At 39.9% G+C, this 19,461-nt stretch carries 25 protein-coding genes; all 25 read left to right on the forward strand.

Going from position 1 to position 19,461, the window contains the following annotated elements; translation table 11 throughout:
• The first annotated feature begins 10 nt into the window (after positions 1–10).
• Positions 11–766 (forward strand): isocitrate/isopropylmalate dehydrogenase family protein, encoded by a 756-nt coding sequence (locus BUB48_RS08130; protein WP_073025747.1) that lies wholly within the window; start codon positions 11–13, stop codon positions 764–766.
• Between the two features lie 17 nt (positions 767–783).
• Positions 784–1,068 (forward strand): hypothetical protein, encoded by a 285-nt coding sequence (locus BUB48_RS08135; RefSeq protein WP_073025748.1) that lies wholly within the window; start codon positions 784–786, stop codon positions 1,066–1,068.
• Entirely contained in the window at positions 1,068–1,481 is a 414-nt protein-coding gene (locus BUB48_RS08140; RefSeq protein ID WP_073025749.1) for a DUF2634 domain-containing protein, read from the forward strand. The genes BUB48_RS08135 and BUB48_RS08140 overlap by 1 nt, the downstream gene beginning before the upstream one ends.
• Complete coding sequence (locus BUB48_RS08145; RefSeq protein WP_073025750.1) at positions 1,474–2,604, forward strand: baseplate J/gp47 family protein; 1,131 nt, start codon at positions 1,474–1,476, stop codon at positions 2,602–2,604. Before BUB48_RS08140 ends, BUB48_RS08145 begins: the two co-directional genes overlap by 8 nt.
• Before the next feature lie 4 nt (positions 2,605–2,608).
• Positions 2,609–3,448: a serine/arginine repetitive matrix protein 2 gene (locus BUB48_RS08150; RefSeq protein ID WP_073025751.1), complete on the forward strand. Its 840-nt coding sequence runs from the start codon at positions 2,609–2,611 to the stop codon at positions 3,446–3,448.
• Between the two features lie 2 nt (positions 3,449–3,450).
• A complete protein-coding gene (locus BUB48_RS08155) occupies positions 3,451–3,774 on the forward strand; it encodes a hypothetical protein (protein WP_073025752.1) in 324 nt (107 codons plus the stop codon).
• Positions 3,761–4,072, forward strand: coding sequence for an inorganic polyphosphate kinase (locus BUB48_RS08160; protein WP_073025753.1), 312 nt, complete (start codon positions 3,761–3,763; stop codon positions 4,070–4,072). The genes BUB48_RS08155 and BUB48_RS08160 overlap by 14 nt, the downstream gene beginning before the upstream one ends.
• Before the next feature lie 242 nt (positions 4,073–4,314).
• Complete coding sequence (locus BUB48_RS08170; RefSeq protein ID WP_084524443.1) at positions 4,315–4,650, forward strand: four helix bundle protein; 336 nt, start codon at positions 4,315–4,317, stop codon at positions 4,648–4,650.
• Positions 4,651–4,871: 221 nt separating this feature from the next.
• Positions 4,872–6,038, forward strand: a complete 1,167-nt coding sequence (locus BUB48_RS08175; protein WP_073025756.1) for a reverse transcriptase/maturase family protein — start codon at positions 4,872–4,874, stop codon at positions 6,036–6,038.
• A gap of 76 nt (positions 6,039–6,114) precedes the next feature.
• Positions 6,115–7,836: a hypothetical protein gene (locus BUB48_RS08180; protein WP_073025841.1), complete on the forward strand. Its 1,722-nt coding sequence runs from the start codon at positions 6,115–6,117 to the stop codon at positions 7,834–7,836.
• On the forward strand, positions 7,836–8,024 hold the full coding sequence (locus tag BUB48_RS08185; protein ID WP_073025757.1) for a transcription factor: 189 nt from the start codon (positions 7,836–7,838) through the stop codon (positions 8,022–8,024). Before BUB48_RS08180 ends, BUB48_RS08185 begins: the two co-directional genes overlap by 1 nt.
• The gene (locus BUB48_RS18085) at positions 8,024–8,170 is read left to right on the forward strand and encodes a CD1375 family protein (RefSeq protein WP_175548389.1); all 147 of its coding nucleotides are present in this window, start codon (positions 8,024–8,026) and stop codon (positions 8,168–8,170) included. Before BUB48_RS08185 ends, BUB48_RS18085 begins: the two co-directional genes overlap by 1 nt.
• A gap of 389 nt (positions 8,171–8,559) precedes the next feature.
• Positions 8,560–9,054, forward strand: coding sequence for an NfeD family protein (locus BUB48_RS08190; RefSeq protein ID WP_073025758.1), 495 nt, complete (start codon positions 8,560–8,562; stop codon positions 9,052–9,054).
• Positions 9,054–10,043, forward strand: a complete 990-nt coding sequence (gene floA / locus BUB48_RS08195) for a flotillin-like protein FloA (protein ID WP_073025759.1) — start codon at positions 9,054–9,056, stop codon at positions 10,041–10,043. The genes BUB48_RS08190 and floA overlap by 1 nt, the downstream gene beginning before the upstream one ends.
• 45 nt (positions 10,044–10,088) lie before the next feature.
• The gene (locus BUB48_RS08200; protein ID WP_073025760.1) at positions 10,089–10,463 is read left to right on the forward strand and encodes a hypothetical protein; all 375 of its coding nucleotides are present in this window, start codon (positions 10,089–10,091) and stop codon (positions 10,461–10,463) included.
• An 88-nt stretch (positions 10,464–10,551) separates the two neighbouring features.
• Positions 10,552–10,824, forward strand: a complete 273-nt coding sequence (gene yqfC / locus BUB48_RS08205; protein WP_073025761.1) for a sporulation protein YqfC — start codon at positions 10,552–10,554, stop codon at positions 10,822–10,824.
• 12 nt (positions 10,825–10,836) lie between these two features.
• A complete protein-coding gene (gene yqfD / locus BUB48_RS08210; RefSeq protein ID WP_073025762.1) occupies positions 10,837–12,015 on the forward strand; it encodes a sporulation protein YqfD in 1,179 nt (392 codons plus the stop codon).
• 27 nt (positions 12,016–12,042) lie between these two features.
• Positions 12,043–13,032: a PhoH family protein gene (locus BUB48_RS08215; RefSeq protein WP_073025763.1), complete on the forward strand. Its 990-nt coding sequence runs from the start codon at positions 12,043–12,045 to the stop codon at positions 13,030–13,032.
• An 18-nt stretch (positions 13,033–13,050) separates the two neighbouring features.
• Positions 13,051–15,090, forward strand: a complete 2,040-nt coding sequence (locus tag BUB48_RS08220) for an HD family phosphohydrolase (RefSeq protein WP_073025764.1) — start codon at positions 13,051–13,053, stop codon at positions 15,088–15,090.
• Positions 15,091–15,189: 99 nt separating this feature from the next.
• The gene (gene ybeY / locus BUB48_RS08225) at positions 15,190–15,678 is read left to right on the forward strand and encodes an rRNA maturation RNase YbeY (RefSeq protein WP_073025765.1); all 489 of its coding nucleotides are present in this window, start codon (positions 15,190–15,192) and stop codon (positions 15,676–15,678) included.
• 35 nt (positions 15,679–15,713) lie between these two features.
• Positions 15,714–16,763 (forward strand): DUF3048 domain-containing protein, encoded by a 1,050-nt coding sequence (locus BUB48_RS08230; RefSeq protein WP_073025766.1) that lies wholly within the window; start codon positions 15,714–15,716, stop codon positions 16,761–16,763.
• Positions 16,764–16,767: 4 nt separating this feature from the next.
• Complete coding sequence (locus BUB48_RS08235; protein ID WP_073025767.1) at positions 16,768–17,172, forward strand: cytidine deaminase; 405 nt, start codon at positions 16,768–16,770, stop codon at positions 17,170–17,172.
• A gap of 1 nt (position 17,173) precedes the next feature.
• Complete coding sequence (era, locus tag BUB48_RS08240) at positions 17,174–18,070, forward strand: GTPase Era (protein WP_073025768.1); 897 nt, start codon at positions 17,174–17,176, stop codon at positions 18,068–18,070.
• 9 nt (positions 18,071–18,079) lie between these two features.
• A complete protein-coding gene (gene recO / locus BUB48_RS08245) occupies positions 18,080–18,829 on the forward strand; it encodes a DNA repair protein RecO (protein ID WP_073025769.1) in 750 nt (249 codons plus the stop codon).
• A gap of 35 nt (positions 18,830–18,864) precedes the next feature.
• Positions 18,865–19,413 carry a DUF4342 domain-containing protein gene (locus tag BUB48_RS08250; protein ID WP_073025770.1) on the forward strand — a complete coding sequence of 183 codons (549 nt, stop codon included), beginning with the start codon at positions 18,865–18,867 and terminating at the stop codon, positions 19,411–19,413.
• Positions 19,414–19,461: the final 48 nt, after the last annotated feature.

Here is a 19,461-nt window from a genome sequence, read left to right on the forward strand (position 1 = left end):
GATTTTAAGAGTGGAAATGGCTGAATTATTCTATCCTGAAATCAGCGTAGAACTCGGGCAATACACCTTTAAAAAAGGTGTTGAAATCGAGGTCTATTCAAGTAAAGACAGTTACTTTGATTGGGCGAAGGTGAGGTTTACCCGGCAGTTCAAAGAGAAACTCTCTCTTGAGGCCAAAGAAAAGGCCCTCATCCAGCTCGGTTATAACGGTGTTTTTGATGATGTCTTTGAAGGATATATTACCAAGCCGTATGACAGCGGTGGGTATATGAATGAAATTCTCCTCAAGGACGACATGATTCTCCTTGAGGAAACGACCATCAACAACACATTTTTAGATACAACACCGCAGGAGATTCTCTCTTTCTGCCTGGCAAAGGCAGGGGTTCAGAAGATGAAGCTTTCGGCGGCAGCGTATCCGGCAAAAGCGCGAGTCCCCATCTTTCAAAAGAATGTCATCTCAGTCATCAACGAGATACACGCAATATGGGGATTCGCTGAGAAATTTTTCTTTTCTGGCGGTGTCTTCTATTGGGGAGAGAAGCCAGAGCAGACAAAGATTTTCTCGTTTGAGTACGGGACGAACATCATCGCACTCAACAGACCAGGGGGAATATGGGAACTTGAAACGGTTTCCACACCGTTCATCAAGCACTCGCATATAATAAGCGTTTCGCATCCGCAGGTATCCGGCGAGTTCGAGGTAAAAAAGGTCGTCTTCACTACCAACGAGGCGGGGTTTATTCGCACCTACATCTATTTTTAACCGAAGGAGGGAGAGCAATGCTTGAGGAAATGGTCAAAAGTGTTATTGCAAAGCAGCTCGCCGCCGACTTCCCTCACTTGCAGCTCCCCGGCCTTATGCGCGCAAAGGTCATACGAGCATCATTTAATGGTGAGTGGTACGAATACAGTCTCAAGATTCTTGACAAAACGGGCGAGATAGACGAACGCTTCCCGGAGATTCCCGGTGTGTTTTCAAAAATAAATGTTGAGCCCGGAAAAACCGTCGCGGTCGGACTCCTGTACGGTGAGCTTAACCCGTGCATTATTGGGGAGGTGGTTTGATGGCGGGGTTAAATGATACAGATATCAAGCTTGACTCTTCGTGGCAACTCACTCAGGCGGCCACTGGTGATGCGCCTATTGTGTCCGGGTTTGACTGTATCATGCAGGACATTAGGCTTGAAGCAATGACACAAGCAGGCGAGCTGTTCTATGACGAAGAATGGGGTTGGTCACTTCTTGACTTTGTGCAAAGCGAGGATGATGAACTAACCATTATAGAAGTCAAAGAGCGCATAAGAGAAAAGCTTGAAAGGAGAGAAATTGTCGACCCCGAGACCATCTCAACCAAGGTAGAGCTTGAGGGTGACGTGCTTAAGGTTCTCACGACCTTTTGTTTTATCGGAGATTCTCAGACCTACAGTGTGAGTGTCGCGGTCGACAGGGTGAATGTGGAGGTGATTGAGATTGATTGATGAAAAGATTCTTGATGAGATTCTTCCTGTCCCGGATATCGAGGAACTCAAGGAGGAGACTGTCTCTCAGCTTAAAAGTGAGGGCTTTGTAATAACGAACTTCAACTCAGGTGGTATTTTTTACACCCTCTTGATGATTGTTCTCCGCATTCGTATCGAGCTCGTCAAGCTCCTCCGTAGTGTGCTCAATAATATGTTTATCACTCATGCTGAGGGGATATGGCTTAAACTCAAAGCTGCGGACTTCGGCAAGAAGCAAAAGGAAGCCCTCAAAACGCAGGGGTATGTAACGGTGACAAGAGGAGAAAGTTCGGAGGCCATCCGCATTGCCAAAGGCCACGTCTTTAAGACCATTAAGGATGTCAACGGCGAAGAGCTCCGCTTCTTTGCTTTACAGGACGCTATTCTTCAGAAGGGCGCACAAACGGTTAAAGTCCTTGTAGAGGCCGAGCAGGAAGGCTCAAGGTACAATGTACCACCGGGGCAAATAACACGCTCTCTGACGTATTTGGAGGGCGGCTGCACTGTCTCCAATGATTCAGACTGGATAGTCCGTGAAGGAAGTGACATTGAGGACATCGAGAGTCTCCGGGAGCGTACCCTTCGCTCATGGTCTGAGCTTGCCACAAGGCCAATCGCCGAAAAGTATAAGAATGTTTGCGAACAGGTTCCGGGTGTGCTCTTTGTCAAGGTGAACGATATGCACCCAAGAGGTCAAGGGACTGTCGATATTATCGTCACTGGGACGGCGGGAGAAGCGACGGAGGGCCTACTTGCACAGGTGCGGGCCGAGGTCGAGAAGATTCGCGGAAACTATGACGACGTACTCGTAAAGAGCTCCACGACCATTGAGCAGCCCGTCTCTGTTATTGTAACCATCCCGGATACAATGGCCGACGACGGCATCGCTGACAGCGTGAAGGCCGCTATCTCAGAGCTGCTTCAGATACGGAAAAACCGGGAGCTCAACGAGCTCACTCACGCCGATATTGTCTACGCCGTCAAAAGCAAGGTTGCATCTGTCCGTAATGTCAAGGTTACGATTCCGAGTGAGGATGTCTTCCTTGAAAGTGATAAGGTCATCATTCTTGGTGAGGTATCGGTGACAGTGGAAAGGATGTGAGGCAATGGCGGGGTTTAAGGAATTCGGCGAGTACATGTTTAGCCTCCTCTTTACTCCACTGAGAAAAGGTAAAAAGGCAGCGAATCAGTTCTATATCTTTTTCAAGGTTGTAGGAAAGTTGTTTGACGATACCAAGAGGGATATTTTCCGGGTACGGGCCGAATCAATGGTCATCAGCGCAAGCGAGGTCATGCTCCCAGAACATGGCAAAGACCGGGATATGCCCCGGCTTAAGGGTGAGGATATAGAAGCTTACAGGACACGGCTCTCAATGAAGGCTATTATCGCGGAGCAAGCTGGTACAAGGGAAGGTGTCCTCCTTGCCCTCAAGGCTCTCGGATATGAACAATCCTACATCGAGCCGTTTTACAAGACAGACCCGGAGAGATGGGCAGAGTTTATCATTTTCCTTCGGGGTAAAAATCCGAGTGGCATCAACGACATCCGTATCATAGACGCCGAGGTAATGAAGGTCAAGGAAGCAAGTGCAAAGCCTAATTACGGCGTGGACAGCGGAAACGTCCTTGGAATCCGCTCAATGGGACAATCTGGATTTTCTGGTTATCCTCTTTGTGGGACTGTTGTATGCGGTATCTTCCCTGTCGCGGTGTGTGTCGGTTATATGGTGGCCTCGGAGGGTGCAGTTCAGTCTCAAAGCAGCGGAGCTATCAAAGAGTATCCTCTAACAGGTCGGACAATGACTTCAAAGAAGACGTATCATGAGGAGAATTGTTCACTTTATTATGGCTTCAATTCCGTCTCGGAGGTTAAGTCTTCGGCTCATGACGGTGAAGTGATTTACCCTCTCGCATCAGAGAAAACCATGACGAAAGGAGATGATTGACTATGAAGACATTGACAGATGTCGGCTTAAACAAACAGGCTCAAAGATTCGCGGACTCTATACATCATGCAGCGTACAACCTTGATGGAGTTCCACAGACAAGGCCGATTTTCAAGTCTGTTGTCGAGGGAGATATCGTGAGAATTTACGTCTACTTTGACGACACAGTGGTCGGCAGCGTCTCAAATGTGCAGCTCGTGGACAATGACGGAGATGTGGTTGCGCTGACCGATAGGGTCTTCACAAAACCACAAAGCAAAGGGCTCTATGTAGCCTTTAAGTACCGTTTTACAGAAATGGAGGTTGAAAGCGTTGAATCCTTATAACAAAGTTGGATGGGTAGACCATATTGTTGATGAAGAGACAGGCGAGGTTATTCAGAACGGGACGCCTTTAAGTGCGAACAATCTCGGCCATATGGATGAGGGCATCCAGGCAGTAACCGCTCAGACTATAGCACAGGATGCCTCTATCGCACAGCTTCAGGCTGAGCTCAAGGTTGTTAAGGATGCGACCTTGAATAATATGACGAACAATGTGTTTCTTGAGAACTTCAGTTCGCTCAGTAACATTAAGCTCAGCAAAGGCATCTATGACCCGGTGGTGCGAAAAATCTATGTATAAGGTGGCCTGCCCAAGGAGAGAGCTGAGCTGCCTGATAGGAAATTTGTTTAGTGAATTGGTTCCTTTATGCGACGGTGAATGCTCTAACCTCAAGGATGACGACCTCGTTCTATCTGGTATCATCATGGGGACAGATAAGAAAGCGACAATCAAATTCACTGACTACGGATTTGAGTATTACGGGGATGTACAAGAGATTGAGAGGTTACGAGGAAAGAGGTGTTTGATTCGTGGAGCCTTCCATGCTTCAAAAGAAAGCTGAAATCTTCCTCGACACGATTTATCCTCTTCTGAGGAACTTTCCGCAGTCCGAGAAGTTTTGCCTCTGCCAAGAGATAAAACAGGCGTGCTACAGAGTCATCCGAAACACAATGATGTATAGCGCACTCAAGATGGATGACCGCATCCATTATCTCCGGGAAGTGGACGCAGACCTGAAGCTCCTGCTCATTCATTTCGGGATAGCAAGGAATCAGAAGTACATCACCCAAAAGAAAGCTTATGAGCTGCAAGAAAAAATCTCCGAACTCGGGCGGATATGCGGCGGCCTAATAAAGGCCCACTACTCGAAGAAATAACTAACTCACAGGGTTGTCCCTGTATGACCGCCAACCGTGCGATTCGCGGCTACAATTCGGCCCGCTATTGGAACTACAACACGGCGTCGAATCGCAACGACAACATCGGCTGGCGGCCCGCCCTGTAAGTTTTTTGTCCGATGCGGTCACGGCTTCATCGGCGAGTCCTTGCAACACTTCAAGGGAGGGGCAATCCTTCACCGCGTAAACGGTGTAAACACATGAACAATGTCATAACTGCCAAGCCGCTTCATGAAAGGGATGCCATTATGACGAACATTATTAAAAATCCGCTGTTTGACGCAGTTGTTGACTTCGACAACATAGTGAGGGGATACCATGAGACGCAACGAGGTGACCGAAAATTCCGAAAGGAAGCCGTCATCTTTGATATGTGCAGAGAAAGGAATCTCGTCCACTTGTGGCGAGACCTAAAGGATGAAAAATATGAGGTTGGGGAGTACATTCGATTCAAGGTTTTTGAGCCGAAGGAGAGAATCGTCTCTGCTCCTCATATTCGAGACAAGACCGTGCAATTCGCGGTTCATAACGTCCTCAAGGAAGTCTATAAGCCAGTATTTATCAAAGGCTCATTTGCTTGCCAAGAAGACAAAGGGAATCATCGGGCGGTCGAGCACCTTCAGCATAACATGAGGGTGTGCAAATGGAAGCACGGCGGAGGATGGATTCTCAAAATAGATGTCAAAAAGTACTTTTACTCCATCGACCGGGACATCCTGAAGAGAATTCTTAAAAAGAAAATTAAGGATGAAAAGTTTCTCCGGCTTCTTTACAAAATCATTGACTCAAGCCCGGAAGGAGAAAAAGGAATACCGCTGGGGAACGTGACATCGCAGGACATGGCGAACATCTACCTTGATAAGCTCGACCAGTATTGCGTAAGGTTCCTTAAGGTGAAGTATTACACTCGGTACATGGATGATATTTGCATCGTGACGCCAACAAAGGAACAGGCCCGGGAGTACCTTGAAAAAATCAAGACGTTTCTTAAGGAGAGACTGGGGCTTGAGACTAACCAAAAGACCAAGATTTTCCCATTGGAGCAGGGTGTCAACGCCTATGGCTTCAAAATCTGGACAACTCACCGCCTGTTGAGGGATAAATCAAAACAGGCGATGAAACGACGTATCAAGCGTATGGACGAAAAACTCAAGACTGGGGAAATGACCAAGAAGGAAGTCCTTCAGGCCGTTAGCTCATGGCTCGGATATGCACGCTGGGCATGTAGCTTCAACCTTTGTAAGAAGATTTTCGCACCATACCCATATATCAAAGTGGAAGGAGAGATTTATTTTGGCAGAATATCTCGGAACAGTCAACCTCGGCGGACTGTACAAAAACGGAGTTATACAGCCTCGACCTACTAAACCGTGGCGCATCAGCTCTGCGCCTAACGGCCAGAGTACAGCTGGAGACATTGCAGATTTTAGCACCTTAACCACAATGTCGAGCTGGGTCATCGGTAACACTCCGACAGCCGAGGCGAATCAGCTTAAATGGCATAAAATCAAAGACGGAGATAAGACACTCCTTATTTGCGACAGGGTCATCCTTGTTAATGTGTCATGGGATGACTTAAATGGCGACAACCGTATTTTCGGCAAAACCATCACTATTGACGGGGCTGAGTACAAGCTGAGAGTCTTGACGGGCGGTAATAATTATAGGAGTGGCAGTGACAGCTATTCCGGCGGTTCTCCTGCTACGAATGAATGGGACAGATTTATCACCCGCGAGGAGGTCATTACAGGACTCCCTGCCCCTACTTCAGCAGACCTCGATTCTAATCTTGTGACGGCTGACTATACAAGCACTCACGGCGATTTTTGGCATTGGGCAGGCGTTTATTCATGGTGTCAAGAGACTTGTACAGGCAATACCGCCAACCGTGCGATTCGCGGCTACAATTCGGCCCGCTATTGGTACTGCAGCACGGCGTCGTCTCGCGGCGGCGGCGACTTCGGCTGGCGGCCCGTCCTTGAAGTGCTGAACACTGCCCCACTGATTTCTGATACAGACCGAAATCTTGGGGACAAAAATGCAGACTTTGTAATCAATTATTCGGTCAACGATGCAGATGCGACTGATGTGCTCACGGTTACAGAATATCTTGACGGCGCACAGATAAAAAACTTTACAAATGCAATCAGAGGGCAAAATTACAGCATCAATGTCCCGGTCACAAGTCTCAGTCTCGGTACCCATACCGTATCTGTAACTGTTAATGATGGCAAAGGTGGCACAGCTACAAGAGTATGGACATTCCAAAGAGTGAATGCAGTTCCGACCATCTCAGGAACTGACCAAAACCTCGGAGATAAAAACCTCGGTTTTCAAATTGAGTACACAGTCAACGATACTGACGGAGATACTCTGACGGTTGTTGAGAAGCTCAATACTGAAACACTCAGAACAATAAACAATGCTCCGAAGGGTGAGACGCTCACGCTCGAAATATCTAACGACAAGCTCTTTAGTTTGGCAATTAACTCGGTCAACACTATTAGGATTGAGGTCAGCGACGGTAAGGGAGGCACAGCATACAGGACATTCACTTTTAAGCGCGTCAACGCCGCGCCCAGTATCTCGGGAGTTGATACTGACCTCGGGCAACAGACAGGGGCCTTCTCAAAAACATACATCGTAAACGATGTCGAGGGTGATGAGGTAATTGTTACAGAAAAAATTGACGATGAAGTTATCCGAACATATATCGCGCAGCTCGGTGTCGAGGCTACAATTACCCTCACAGAGGAAAAGTGGCTCATGCTGACAAATGGCAACCATGCCCTCAAGATTGAGGCTGTGGATGCCAATTTTGCAACGGCGATTAGGGTCTTTAACTTTAGCAAGAATGAGACCGAAATTTTGTTTGAGTTCCCGGCTCCATTTGAGACCGATAAGATGGCAACCAAAATCCTTGTCACTCCGACTTGGAATATCGAAGGTGCAGAGGCCCATGTGTACGCTTGTAACAACGCCTTCGACGATAATCCAACATGGGAAGACATCACGGCACAGGTCTTCATCAACCGGGTTTATAACTTCATTAACTCGGAGAAAACGGCTACTAAATGGGGTGTAAATATTCGCTTCCATATTATCAAAAACCCGGGATATGAAGGTGAAGTCTCAATAACTGGATTTGGAGGTGCGTTTGAATAATGCCTAAATTATTAAATCCAAAGCCTCTCTCTGAAATTAAAAGGGAAAAGGTAGAAAAGGCTCAAGAGCTGAATATCGACCTCTATGAGGCCGTCGCCGGACTATTTGAAGAATTTCTTGCACTAAATGCAAGGATTGACGCGCTTGAAGAACGTGTCAACACACTAACACAAGGAGGTGGGCAATAATGGCAGCAATCAAGAATTACATGATTCCCGTATACGCCGCACTCGTTAAAAGGGAGAAAAGAGAAATTGAATCCCTGCCCGAAGAGTATATCGTCCCGGTGGCCGAGTATCTGGCGGCTGAAGTGGAAGGCACACAGACCGCTTAAATCGGACGAGACAAAAGGAGGGATAGCCACTCGGCTGCTCCCTCCTGGATGTCTTCAATAACCTCGCTCTTTTGCATGAATCGCCTCATTATGAGGCGGTTGATACAAGAGAGCGAAACCTTGGAAATGCTTCTGAGAAGTGGTATAATTTTTGCCAAAAATCTTGTCCATTTTTGCCAAAAATCTTGTCCGGCTACATTCAGGTTTTGTAATTTTATATATAAGTATCATCTAACTATCATCTAACTAAAATATATGAGAAAAAAGTATGATAAATGTAGATACAATAATATATATTATTTATAGATTATTCCAGGTAATTAATGTATAATGTTATTGAATGCTGCAGTGATTACTATATTTTGAATGGGCGGAAGGAGGCTGACAATGTGCTTGGAGATTGGAACATACTTACAATTGTGTTGTATGTTTTTGGTTTGCTTCTATTGACTGTGGAAGGTCTGATGCCGGGCTTTGGAGTAGCAGGAATAACTGGAACCATCTGTGTTGTTATCAGTATTGCATTGATAACTTCAAGTTTGTATGAAGCTATACTGTTGGTAATAGCTACAATAGCGGTATTTGTGACAATACTTGTAGTTTTGTATAAGCTTGGATATGGCAGTAAATATTTAAAGTTTATTATACTAGATGATGAGCAAAAGAAAGAATCTGGTTATACAAGCTCAAAAAAAGAGTTATCATATATAGGCAAAATAGGAGTGGCAGATACTCCTTTAAGACCTTCAGGTGTAGCTATAATTGAAGGAGAGAGGGTTAACGTTCAATCTCAAGGCGATTTTATACAGAAAGGATCCAGAATTATCGTAACTGAAGTTGATGGCATGAAAATTATTGTGAAAAAGTGTGAGGAGGAGATTTAATGGAATTTATTATCCCAATCTTAATTTTGTTTGTTGTTATTTTGGCTATAACCATATTTTTCAGTTTTGTACCTCTAGGTTTATGGATATCATCATTAGCGGCAGGAGTTAATGTTGGAATATTCACTTTAGTTGGTATGAGACTTAGAAGAGTAGTTCCAAGCAGGATTATAAACCCATTGATAAAAGCCAGAAAGGCTGGTTTGGGTGTATCTGTAAATCAGTTAGAGGCCCATTATCTTGCGGGCGGAAATGTCGATAGAGTCGTAAATGCACTTATAGCTGCACAAAGGGCTGAAATAGACCTCAGTTTTGAGAGAGCAGCAGCTATAGATTTGGCAGGAAGAGATGTTTTGGAAGCTGTTCAAATGAGCGTTAATCCGAAGGTTATAGAGACACCTATTGTTGCAGCAGTTGCTAAAGATGGAATTGAGGTGAAAGCTAAAGCAAGAGTCACTGTAAGAGCTAATATCGACAGGCTGGTTGGTGGAGCCGGTGAAGAAACCATAATAGCAAGAGTTGGTGAGGGTATTGTTACTACTGTAGGAAGCTCAGAAAGCCACAAGGCGGTTTTAGAAAACCCTGATCTGATTTCACGAACAGTGCTAAATAAGGGCTTGGATTCCGGTACAGCCTTTGAAATATTGTCTATTGATATTGCAGATGTGGATGTAGGAAGGAACATTGGCGCTCAGCTTCAAACCGATCAAGCTGAAGCTGATAAGAGAATAGCACAGGCAAAAGCAGAAGAAAGAAGAGCTATGGCAGTAGCTAAAGAGCAGGAAATGAAAGCAGCTGTACAGGAAATGAGAGCAAAAGTTGTAGAAGCAGAAGCAGAAGTGCCTAAAGCAATGGCAGAAGCCTTAAGACAAGGAAAAATAAGTGTTATGGATTATCTAAATATGCAGAACATACAAGCAGATACTCAGATGAGAGAATCCATATCCAAGTCAGGTAAGAATGAGATTATAAACAAAGATAAAAAATAAAGTAAATTCCCAATCCGGAATTTAATACAAAGGCAGGGAAGAATATTGGAAGGTTTATTTATTGCTCTACTGATAGCTGCATTATCTGGTGTTTTTAGCGGTAAAAACAAAAACAGTCAGAAAAAGAAGATAGTAAAACCTGTAGCTAATAGAACAGTTATTGATAAAAATGGCAATGATAATAAAAATAGCAGAGAAAAAGCTTCTGTTAAGCCTAAGCAAAAGGCTGCCGTTAACTATAGTCTAGGTTATACTAACGAAAAGTCAGATATGTATAAAATTGGAGTAGACAATATCATACATGAAGAAGCTGATGATATTTATGATGATGAAATTCTGGATATTGGGTTATCTGATTTACAAAGGGCTATAGTTATGACGGAAGTTCTTGGTAAACCTGTAGCATTAAGAAAAAAATAAATATTGCATTTGACGCATGAGTGGAAACTCATGCGTTTTTTGTTCTAAAGAGTTTGCATTATCATAAATTTATTATGAGGTGTATGTTATGAAAACAAAGTCTTATAAGATAAAAGAAAAGATATCCGATGCTCTTGAATTGCCTAAGGATATTACATTGGATATTCCCAAAGTCACAATACTGGGTAAGGATAGCATCACAGTTGAAAACCATAAAGGAATTATTAGCTATAATGATAACCAGATCAGAATAAATACAACATGCGGTATATTGACCATTCTGGGAGAAGGGTTAACTATAAAGTCAATAATACAGGAAGAGATAATTATTATAGGGAAAATAAGCAATATTGGCTATTGATGAGGTGAGACTGTGTTTATATTGAGATTATGGAATTATTTTTGTGGATATGCTATCATAATTGTAAAAGGCATAAGGATAGAAAGATTTATCAACCTTGCTGTAGTAAATGGCATTTATCTTTGGGATATCGAAAAAATTGACTATACCACAATTAAGGCAAAGATAAACATAAAAGACTTTTTCAAGCTTAGATCTATTGTTAGAAAAACCGATAGTAATATTCAAATAATAGAAAAATGCGGTATGCCCTTCAAAATAAAGATTATGAAAAGAAGAAAATGGTTTTTCTTGGGTCTGGGGGCTTTGTTAGTCTTTATATACATATTGAGCTCCTATATATGGATGATTGAAATCGAAGGGTTGGCAAGAATTGATGAACAAGCGATTATAGATAATCTCAGCCTTGAAGGTTTAAAAGTAGGCGCAAAAAAGAACAAGATAAACAAGAGAGAGATTGAAAACAGGATGCTTATAAGAATGCCTGATTTGACATGGATGGGGATACAGATAAAGGGAACTAAAGCATTTATTACAGTGGTAGAAAAAAAACCTGAGCCACAGCTTATTGATAGAGATGAACCCTGTGATATAATAGCATCAAAAGACGGTGTTATAGATAAGATTCTTGTATTAAATGGCGATGGTATGGTAAAGGATGGAGACACTGTAAAGAAAGGACAAATATTAGTGTCAGGAACAATAATAAGAGATAATATTTCTGAGCGTTATGTCCATTCTATGGCGGAAGTCCACGCAAGAACATGGTATGAAGATGTGGAGGAGATACCATATCGACAGATAAAGTATAAAAAGACGGGCAGAACTTTTCGTACCTATTCAATGGAAATAATCAATAGAAAATTGGAAAGGAATAAGAAAATACCTTTTGAGAATTATAATAAAAGTAGCAGGGAAATTTACTTATTTAATTTTGGTAGTTATGTTTTTCCAATTAAACTCATTATTACTAGATATGAAGAGCTGGTTTCTGTTACAAAAATAATAGATGAAGAAGAAGCAAAAGCTATATGTGAAAAAAGGTTAAATGCAAGAATAAAACTTCAGATTCCTGAAAATGCGATAGTGCTAAATAATAGAATAGAATATTTCACCAATGATAATTCCCTAATCGGTAAAATATATGTGGAGGTTATGGAGGATATTGGTGTTAAAGTTAAAATAGACTAGATTTTACTTAAGTAGGAGGAGTATAATTTGATAAATGACACTTCTGATGAAAAGGTTATACTTATAGATATGGATAAAACAAGGATGCTTTTTGGAGATTATGATCAAAATCTTATATTGATCCAAAATGAGTTTAATGTAGATATTATACTCAGAGATGACAAACTGAGGATTATTGGAGAAGATGACGATACCGCAATGGCAAAACGAGTTATAGAAATGTTGATGCAGAAGCTTGATAACGAAGGATCAATAAGCGGTCATGCAGTAGATTATGCAATAAGATTAGTAAGGGATGGAGAGGATAAGAATACCGATGAACTTAGCGAGGTAATTATTACCACAGCAAGAGGAAAAGTTATAAGAGCGAAAACTATTGGACAAAGGAAATATATTGACGCAATAAAGAAAAATGAGGTAGTTTTTGCAATAGGACCTGCGGGAACCGGCAAGACATACCTTGCAATGGCAATGGCGATTAAAGCTTTTAAGAATAAAGAAGTCAACAGAATTATACTTACAAGACCTGCTGTAGAAGCAGGGGAAAAGCTAGGATTTCTTCCTGGTGATCTTCAGGATAAAGTTGATCCATATTTAAGACCTCTATATGACGCATTGTATGATATTATGGGTGCAGAAAATTTCCAAAGGAACATGGAAAAGGGTTTAATTGAAGTGGCACCTTTGGCATACATGAGGGGGAGAACCTTGGACGACTCTTATATTATATTGGATGAAGCTCAAAACACCACGCCTGAACAGATGAAAATGTTTCTGACAAGATTAGGATTTGGTTCTAAGGCAATAATAACTGGCGATGTTACTCAGATAGATTTACCTCGTGGAAAATTTTCAGGATTGAAGCAAGTAGAGGAAATATTAAAGAATATAAATGGGATTGGGTTTATACATCTGAGTGAAAAAGATGTTGTTAGGCATAGATTGGTACAACATATTATTAAAGCTTATGAGAAGTACGAAGAGGAGAATGCAGCACAAATCCAGTTGTTTGATTAGCAGGCACGGGGGTATCATATGGAAAAGGGTAAAAAGTCTAGATTTATAAGATATTCAATATTAATATCTGTGTTTTTAATCATGTATGCTGTGCTGATGATAACCGCAGCGCCAAAAAAGTACAGTTTAAGTGTAGGAGATATTGCTGCTGTAGATATTGATGCACCTGCTAACATGGTTGATAAAGCTGCCACAGAGATGCTGCGTAAAGAAGCAGCTGATAAAGTTCAGCCTATATATAAGGTTGACCTTACTGTGCAAATAGAACTAGAAAAAACTATTGATCATCTTTTTCATCAATTGGATGAGCTTAGAAGCAATGAAGAACTTACTATGGAAGAGAAAGTGTTAAATATAGAGAATAGCAATGTTATTAAGTTGGACAAGGTATCTTATGAACTACTTCTGAATGCTTCAAATCAGGATTTCACCCAGACTAAGGAAAATATAAAGTATTTAATAAATCAAATATTAAATGAAAGATTAAGTGAAGAGCAAATGGACAGCAAAAGAGGAGAAATAGTAGAGTTTTTTTCCAAGCTACCAAAGCAGAACAAGCTTAACGGTGTAGCTGCTCAAATTGCTGTATCAATAATAAAACCAAATCTTTTATATGATGAAGTAGAAACAGAGATCAGGAGAGAAGAAGCAAAAGCAAATATCGAAGAGATTTTGATTAAAAAAGGTACAAGAATAGTAAGCAAAGGGCAAGAGGTCAACGAACAGCAGATACAACTTTTAAGAGCATATGGACTTCTTAAAGATGTAAACAGCAATGATATGAGAATCGGCTTTTCATATGGTTCCATTTTATTGGTGACTATGATAGTATTTTGTCTTTATGTTTGGATCATATGCCCCAATGTGTGGACAAGCAATTCCTTATTAATGCTTGTTTGCATCAATATTGTCATAAACCTCATAATTGCAGTTGGTACAAGATCAATTTCTCACTATATGATGCCTGTGCCTGCCTGCGCATTTATTTTAACAATTCTTGTGGACACCAGAATAGCTATCGTAACAAACATTGTAATGGTTATTATAATGGGTTTCTTAACGGAGTTTAATATAACTCTGATGATAGCTTTGATGTTGTCTGGAATATTGGGTTCCATAATGGTTTCAAAAACTCATCATAGGAGCATGGTTATATATGCGGGGATAGCTTCTGCATTGATTAATGTCATATCCATTATAAGCTTTGGAATGATTAATAACATTGAAATCAAATACTTTATTTATGATATTACCTATGGCATTGTTGGGGGAATTTTTACATCAGTACTTACAATAGGCTTATTACCTTTCTTCGAATTTGCTTTTGATATAATAACACCTGCAAAGTTATTGGAATTGACAAATCCAAATCAATCTCTTCTAAGAAGGCTTATGATAGAAACACCAGGAACTTATTATCATTCAGTTTTGGTTGGGAATCTATCTGAAGCTGCTGCAGAAGAGGTGGGAGCAAATGCTCTTTTATGTAGGGCAGGTTCCTATTACCATGATATAGGTAAATTGAAAAGACCTTACTTTTTTAAAGAAAATCAGCTTACTCAGGACAATCCTCATGATAAAATTTCGCCTAATCTGAGCGCTTCAATAATAATATCCCATGTAAAGGATGGAGTAGAAATTGCAAAGAAAAGCAAGCTTCCGTCAAAAGTAATTGATATAATAAGTCAACACCATGGAAATACATTAGTAGCTTATTTTTATCACAAAGCACTTAAAGCTAAGGGAGAAGAAGCTGTAGAAGAAGAGAAATTTAGATATCCTTTATTGAAACCTCAATCAAAGGAAGCCGCAATTGTCATGCTGGCAGATTCTGTTGAAGCTTTTATCAGATCTTTGAGTGAGCCTACAAAGGAAGATGTTGAAAAGGGAGTAAGGAAGATCGTTTTTGACAAAATAAATGATAATCAGCTAAGTGAATGTAATCTGACTTTGAAAGATATAGAAAACATAATTAATGCTTTTGTGAAAGTACTTGAAGGTATATTTCATGAAAGAATAGAATATCCTGAAAATCTTAAAGAAATAGAACAACAATAAAAATAATAAGACAAGGGACATATCACGGGGACTTAAGTCCTTGGATATATATGAAATTAAGTATGAAGAAAAATGATATGTGACAAAGGAGAGGGTAGATTGGCAGTATTAATTGATAATAGGCAGGATATAATGGTAATTTCTCATGACGTGAAAGCATTTGTTGAGAAAATTGTAAAAGCTGTTTTGGATTATGAAAAATGGGATGAAGATTTTGAGGTTAGCATATCTTTTGTAGACAATAAGGAGATTCAGACATTAAACAAGGAGTATAGAAACATAGACGCGCCTACAGATGTCTTATCTTTTCCCATGCTGGAATATGATGAAGAAGTAAGTGATGATGAGATTTTGAGTGATGAAGAATATATAGATGCGGAAATGCCGTTGGGAGATATAGTGATATCCACTGAGAAAGCGATAGAGCAAGCTAAGGAATATGGACATAGTCAGGAAAGAGAGATAGCCTTCCTATTAGTCCATGGAATGCTTCATTTGTTAGGCTATGATCATCTTAATGCTGAGGATGAGAAAATAATGTTTCAAAAGCAAGATGAAATACTAAATGTATTAAATATAAAAAGATAAAAAATATATTAATTTTATTAGGAAGAGGGGTCGCGATGAAAACATCATGGAAACTATTATTGATAACAATGACTATTATTGTAATTTTGGTATCTGGGTGTCAACCTAAAAAAGGGACTGAAGAAAATGAAGAAGCTATAAATGTGGAAGAAACTAGTGAAGAAACTGGTACAGAAATAGATTCTGTCAATAAATATATATGTCCTCTTACAGGTATAGGAGTAGAAAATGAAGATGATATAAAATATAGGCCGGTGGCTGTTATGATTGATAACGAAAAAAGTGCCAGACCCCAATCAGGCATAGGAGAAGCAGACATTGTATATGAAATGCCTGTAGAAGGTAATATAACCAGATATATGGCAGTCTATCATCATACACCAACAGAAAAAATAGGTCCTGTGAGAAGTGCAAGGCCATACTTTATCGATAAAGCTCTTGAATTTGATGCAATATATGTTCACTGTGGAGGAAGTCCTCAAGCATTGAAGGATATTAAGAGTTTAAAGGTGGATGCATTTGATGATTTGTCAGGCACACCTGCCTATTGGAGATCAAAAGACAGGAAGATGCCGCATAATTTGTACACCAGTACAAAACTTATAAGAGAAGTGGCTCAGAAAAAAAACCTGGAAAGAGATTCGGCACCTAAATATTTTAAGTTTAGCAATGAGTTTTTAGCTCCTGATGGAGGAAACGGCCAGAAAGTTGTAATTAACTATGATAAAAATTATAAGATATCATACATATATAATAACGATGAAAGAGTATATTATCGTCAGATAAACGGCGATAATATGAAGGATAAAGAGTCTTTGAAGGAGATTAAGGCCACAAACATAATAATTGAAAAAGTAGGAGTAAAGGTATTAGATAAGGCAGGCAGATTAGAATTAAGCAATATAGGCAAGGGTAGAGGATATTTGCTGACTGGTGGCAAACTAGTAGAAATAGAATGGAGCAAATCCAGCAGAAACGGAAAAACTACATATAACAATCTAAATGGAGAAGAAATAACACTAAATAAAGGGAATACATGGATTCAAGTAGTATCGAATAATACTAAAATCGAATTTGGAGAGTGATTATATGGACTATGATTTATTGATTGAGAAGGCCAAAGAAGCTAGAGAAAAAGCTTATGTAAAATATTCAAATTTTAAAGTAGGAGCAGCGTTGTTAGCAAAGTCAGGAAAGATATATACAGGATGCAATGTTGAAAATGCTTCATATGGTGCAACAATATGTGCAGAAAGAGTTGCTTTCACAAAAGCCATTTCAGAAGGTGAAAGAGATTTTGAGGCCATTGCCATAGTGAGCAGTGGCAAAGAGATTGCATATCCTTGTGGCATATGCAGACAATTCATGTCTGAATTCGGCTTGGATTTGAAACTCATATTTACAGACGACAATAAGATTGAAACTTATAAACTATATGAACTCCTACCACATGCATTTACTGAATTTGAACCCAAAGTAGAAGGGGGTAGTTGATTTGGATGGAAACTTTAAATCTGGTTTTGTATCAATAATAGGAAGGCCAAATGTTGGTAAGTCCACTCTCATAAATACATTCATGGGTGAGAGGATAAATATTATATCTGATAAGCCTCAGACTACTAGAAATACTATAAGGACCATACTAACTCATGAAGATTATCAAATTGTATTCTTAGATACTCCTGGGATTCACAAACCGAAACATAAATTAGGTGAGTATATGGTAACTTCAGCGGTTCAATCCTTGAAGGGTGTTGATGTTGTTGTTGTTCTAATTGATTGTTCAACACATATAGGCAGTGGAGACATATATGTATTTGATGCGGTAAAGAATTTAAAGACTAGAAAGATACTGGCATTGAACAAAATTGATAAAATATCAAAGCAAGAACTAGAGGGTGTTCTGGCAAAAATAACACTATATGAAAATATATTTGACAGCATCGTACCTATATCTGCTAAATTAGGAAATAATACAGATAATCTTATAAATGAAATAGTTAAATATCTTCCTGAAGGTCCGATGTATTTCCCTCCAGATATTATAACAGATGTTCCAGAAAAATTCATTGTTGCCGAGTATATAAGGGAAAAGATATTGCTTCTTACTAAGGAAGAAATACCTCATGGTACCGCAGTAGAAGTGACTTCCATGAAAGAAAGAGAAAATAAAGACATTATAGATATTGAAGCAACAATATATTGCGAAAAGGAATCTCATAAGAGAATTATCATAGGAAAGCAAGGATCTATGCTCAAAGCTATTGGAAGCAGAGCAAGGGTTGATATAGAAAATCTGTTGAATTGCCAAGTGAATCTCCAGCTTTGGGTTAAGGTAAAGAGGGACTGGAGGGATAACTTATCAGCTCTTAAAGCCCTAGGTTTTAATTAGAGGTGTATTATGGCAATATTAAAGACCCAAGGTTTGGTTTTAAAATATACTGATATCAATGAAGCTGATAGAATACTTACAATTTTAACAAGAGATAAGGGAAAAATAAAAGCAGTATCCAAAGGCTGTAGAAGACCAAAAAGCAGTCTTTTGCCAAGCAGCGAACTTTTTGCTTTTAGTGATCTAATACTATATAAGGGATCAAATTTCTACCATATAAGCTCAGGGGAGTTAAGAGAATCCTTTTATGACATAAGGAAGGATCTTTTAAAACTCTCATATGCTGTATATTTTGCCGAGTTGGCTGATTCAGTAACAGATGAGGATATACCAAGTGAAAGGTTGTTTATTGTTTTATCAAAAACCTTATATTACTTATCAAGAAATGAAATACCAGTAGGCATATTATCCTGTGGATACCAAATAAAGTTAATGGATATAAGCGGATTTAGACCATTGATTACCAAATGTGTTAATTGTGGTCGAGAAGAAAATTTAAGTAGATTCAGCGTTGATTTGGGAGGAGCCTTATGCAGCCTTTGCTTAGAACATGATAAGGCTGCAATAAAGGTTAGCAAAGGAACTTTGGAAACAATTGGATGCTTATTGTCCACACCTATTTCGAGATTAAATACTATAAAAATTGATAATAATATTTTTATAGAGATAGATAAAATCATTATTGCTTTTGTTGAAAAACATTTGGACAAAAAGTTTAAGTCCATGGATTTTATCAACAGCATAAAAAGCTTCGAATAAGAATATTTTACTCGTCAATGAAAGGAGAATGTGGAGTGGACATTACGCTGGATAAGATAGACATTATAAGAGACAGAACCGGCGTTTCCTATAAAGAAGCCCGGGAAGCCCTGACTCTTGCCAACGGCAACGTAGTTGATGCTTTAATAAATATTGAGGAGTCAAACAGCAAGAATTGGACAGAGACCATATCTGTAAAGGGTAATGAGCTTGTAGACAAGTTAAAAAGCATAGTCAACACAGGAAATATCAATAGAATCAGAATAAAGAAAGATGATGTTGTGATACTGGATATTCCTGTCACAGCCGGAGCCATAAGTGCCCTTGTTATGCCGAAGATAGCTGCTATTGGTACTGCTGCCGCATTGATGACTAAATGTACAATTGAAGTAGAAAGAAAAAGCAAAGGAACAGTCAATGTAACTGAAGCGGTCAATAATGCTGTGTCCAATGTGGCTGATAAAGTCAAGGATTTAACAGATGATTTGAGAACTGAAAATCAGGCTTCAAACGTTAACAATCCTGATACAAATAATGATGAAAGTGATGGCTGTTGTCCTGAAATTGATACTCAACTGCCATAGAACCTATTGACAAAATAATCATGTTTTGCTAGATTATATTACACAGAA

Source organism: Lutispora thermophila DSM 19022 (assembly GCF_900142105.1).
Classification (GTDB): domain Bacteria; phylum Bacillota; class Clostridia; order Lutisporales; family Lutisporaceae; genus Lutispora; species Lutispora thermophila.

What these genes read in the sequence shown, in the direction of transcription:
- BUB48_RS08135 (WP_073025748.1), top strand. Translation starts at nt 784, where the DNA reads ATGCTTGAGGAAATGGTCAAAAGTGTTATTGCAAAGCAGCTCGCCGCC.
- BUB48_RS08140 (WP_073025749.1), top strand. Translation starts at nt 1,068, where the DNA reads ATGGCGGGGTTAAATGATACAGATATCAAGCTTGACTCTTCGTGGCAA.
- BUB48_RS08150 (WP_073025751.1), top strand. Translation starts at nt 2,609, where the DNA reads ATGGCGGGGTTTAAGGAATTCGGCGAGTACATGTTTAGCCTCCTCTTT.
- BUB48_RS08155 (WP_073025752.1), top strand. Translation starts at nt 3,451, where the DNA reads ATGAAGACATTGACAGATGTCGGCTTAAACAAACAGGCTCAAAGATTC.
- BUB48_RS08170 (WP_084524443.1), top strand. Translation starts at nt 4,315, where the DNA reads ATGCTTCAAAAGAAAGCTGAAATCTTCCTCGACACGATTTATCCTCTT.
- BUB48_RS08175 (WP_073025756.1), top strand. Translation starts at nt 4,872, where the DNA reads ATGAACAATGTCATAACTGCCAAGCCGCTTCATGAAAGGGATGCCATT.
- BUB48_RS08180 (WP_073025841.1), top strand. Translation starts at nt 6,115, where the DNA reads ATGTCGAGCTGGGTCATCGGTAACACTCCGACAGCCGAGGCGAATCAG.
- BUB48_RS08185 (WP_073025757.1), top strand. Translation starts at nt 7,836, where the DNA reads ATGCCTAAATTATTAAATCCAAAGCCTCTCTCTGAAATTAAAAGGGAA.
- BUB48_RS18085 (WP_175548389.1), top strand. Translation starts at nt 8,024, where the DNA reads ATGGCAGCAATCAAGAATTACATGATTCCCGTATACGCCGCACTCGTT.
- floA (WP_073025759.1), top strand. Translation starts at nt 9,054, where the DNA reads ATGGAATTTATTATCCCAATCTTAATTTTGTTTGTTGTTATTTTGGCT.
- yqfC (WP_073025761.1), top strand. Translation starts at nt 10,552, where the DNA reads ATGAAAACAAAGTCTTATAAGATAAAAGAAAAGATATCCGATGCTCTT.
- BUB48_RS08220 (WP_073025764.1), top strand. Translation starts at nt 13,051, where the DNA reads ATGGAAAAGGGTAAAAAGTCTAGATTTATAAGATATTCAATATTAATA.
- BUB48_RS08230 (WP_073025766.1), top strand. Translation starts at nt 15,714, where the DNA reads ATGAAAACATCATGGAAACTATTATTGATAACAATGACTATTATTGTA.
- BUB48_RS08235 (WP_073025767.1), top strand. Translation starts at nt 16,768, where the DNA reads ATGGACTATGATTTATTGATTGAGAAGGCCAAAGAAGCTAGAGAAAAA.
- recO (WP_073025769.1), top strand. Translation starts at nt 18,080, where the DNA reads ATGGCAATATTAAAGACCCAAGGTTTGGTTTTAAAATATACTGATATC.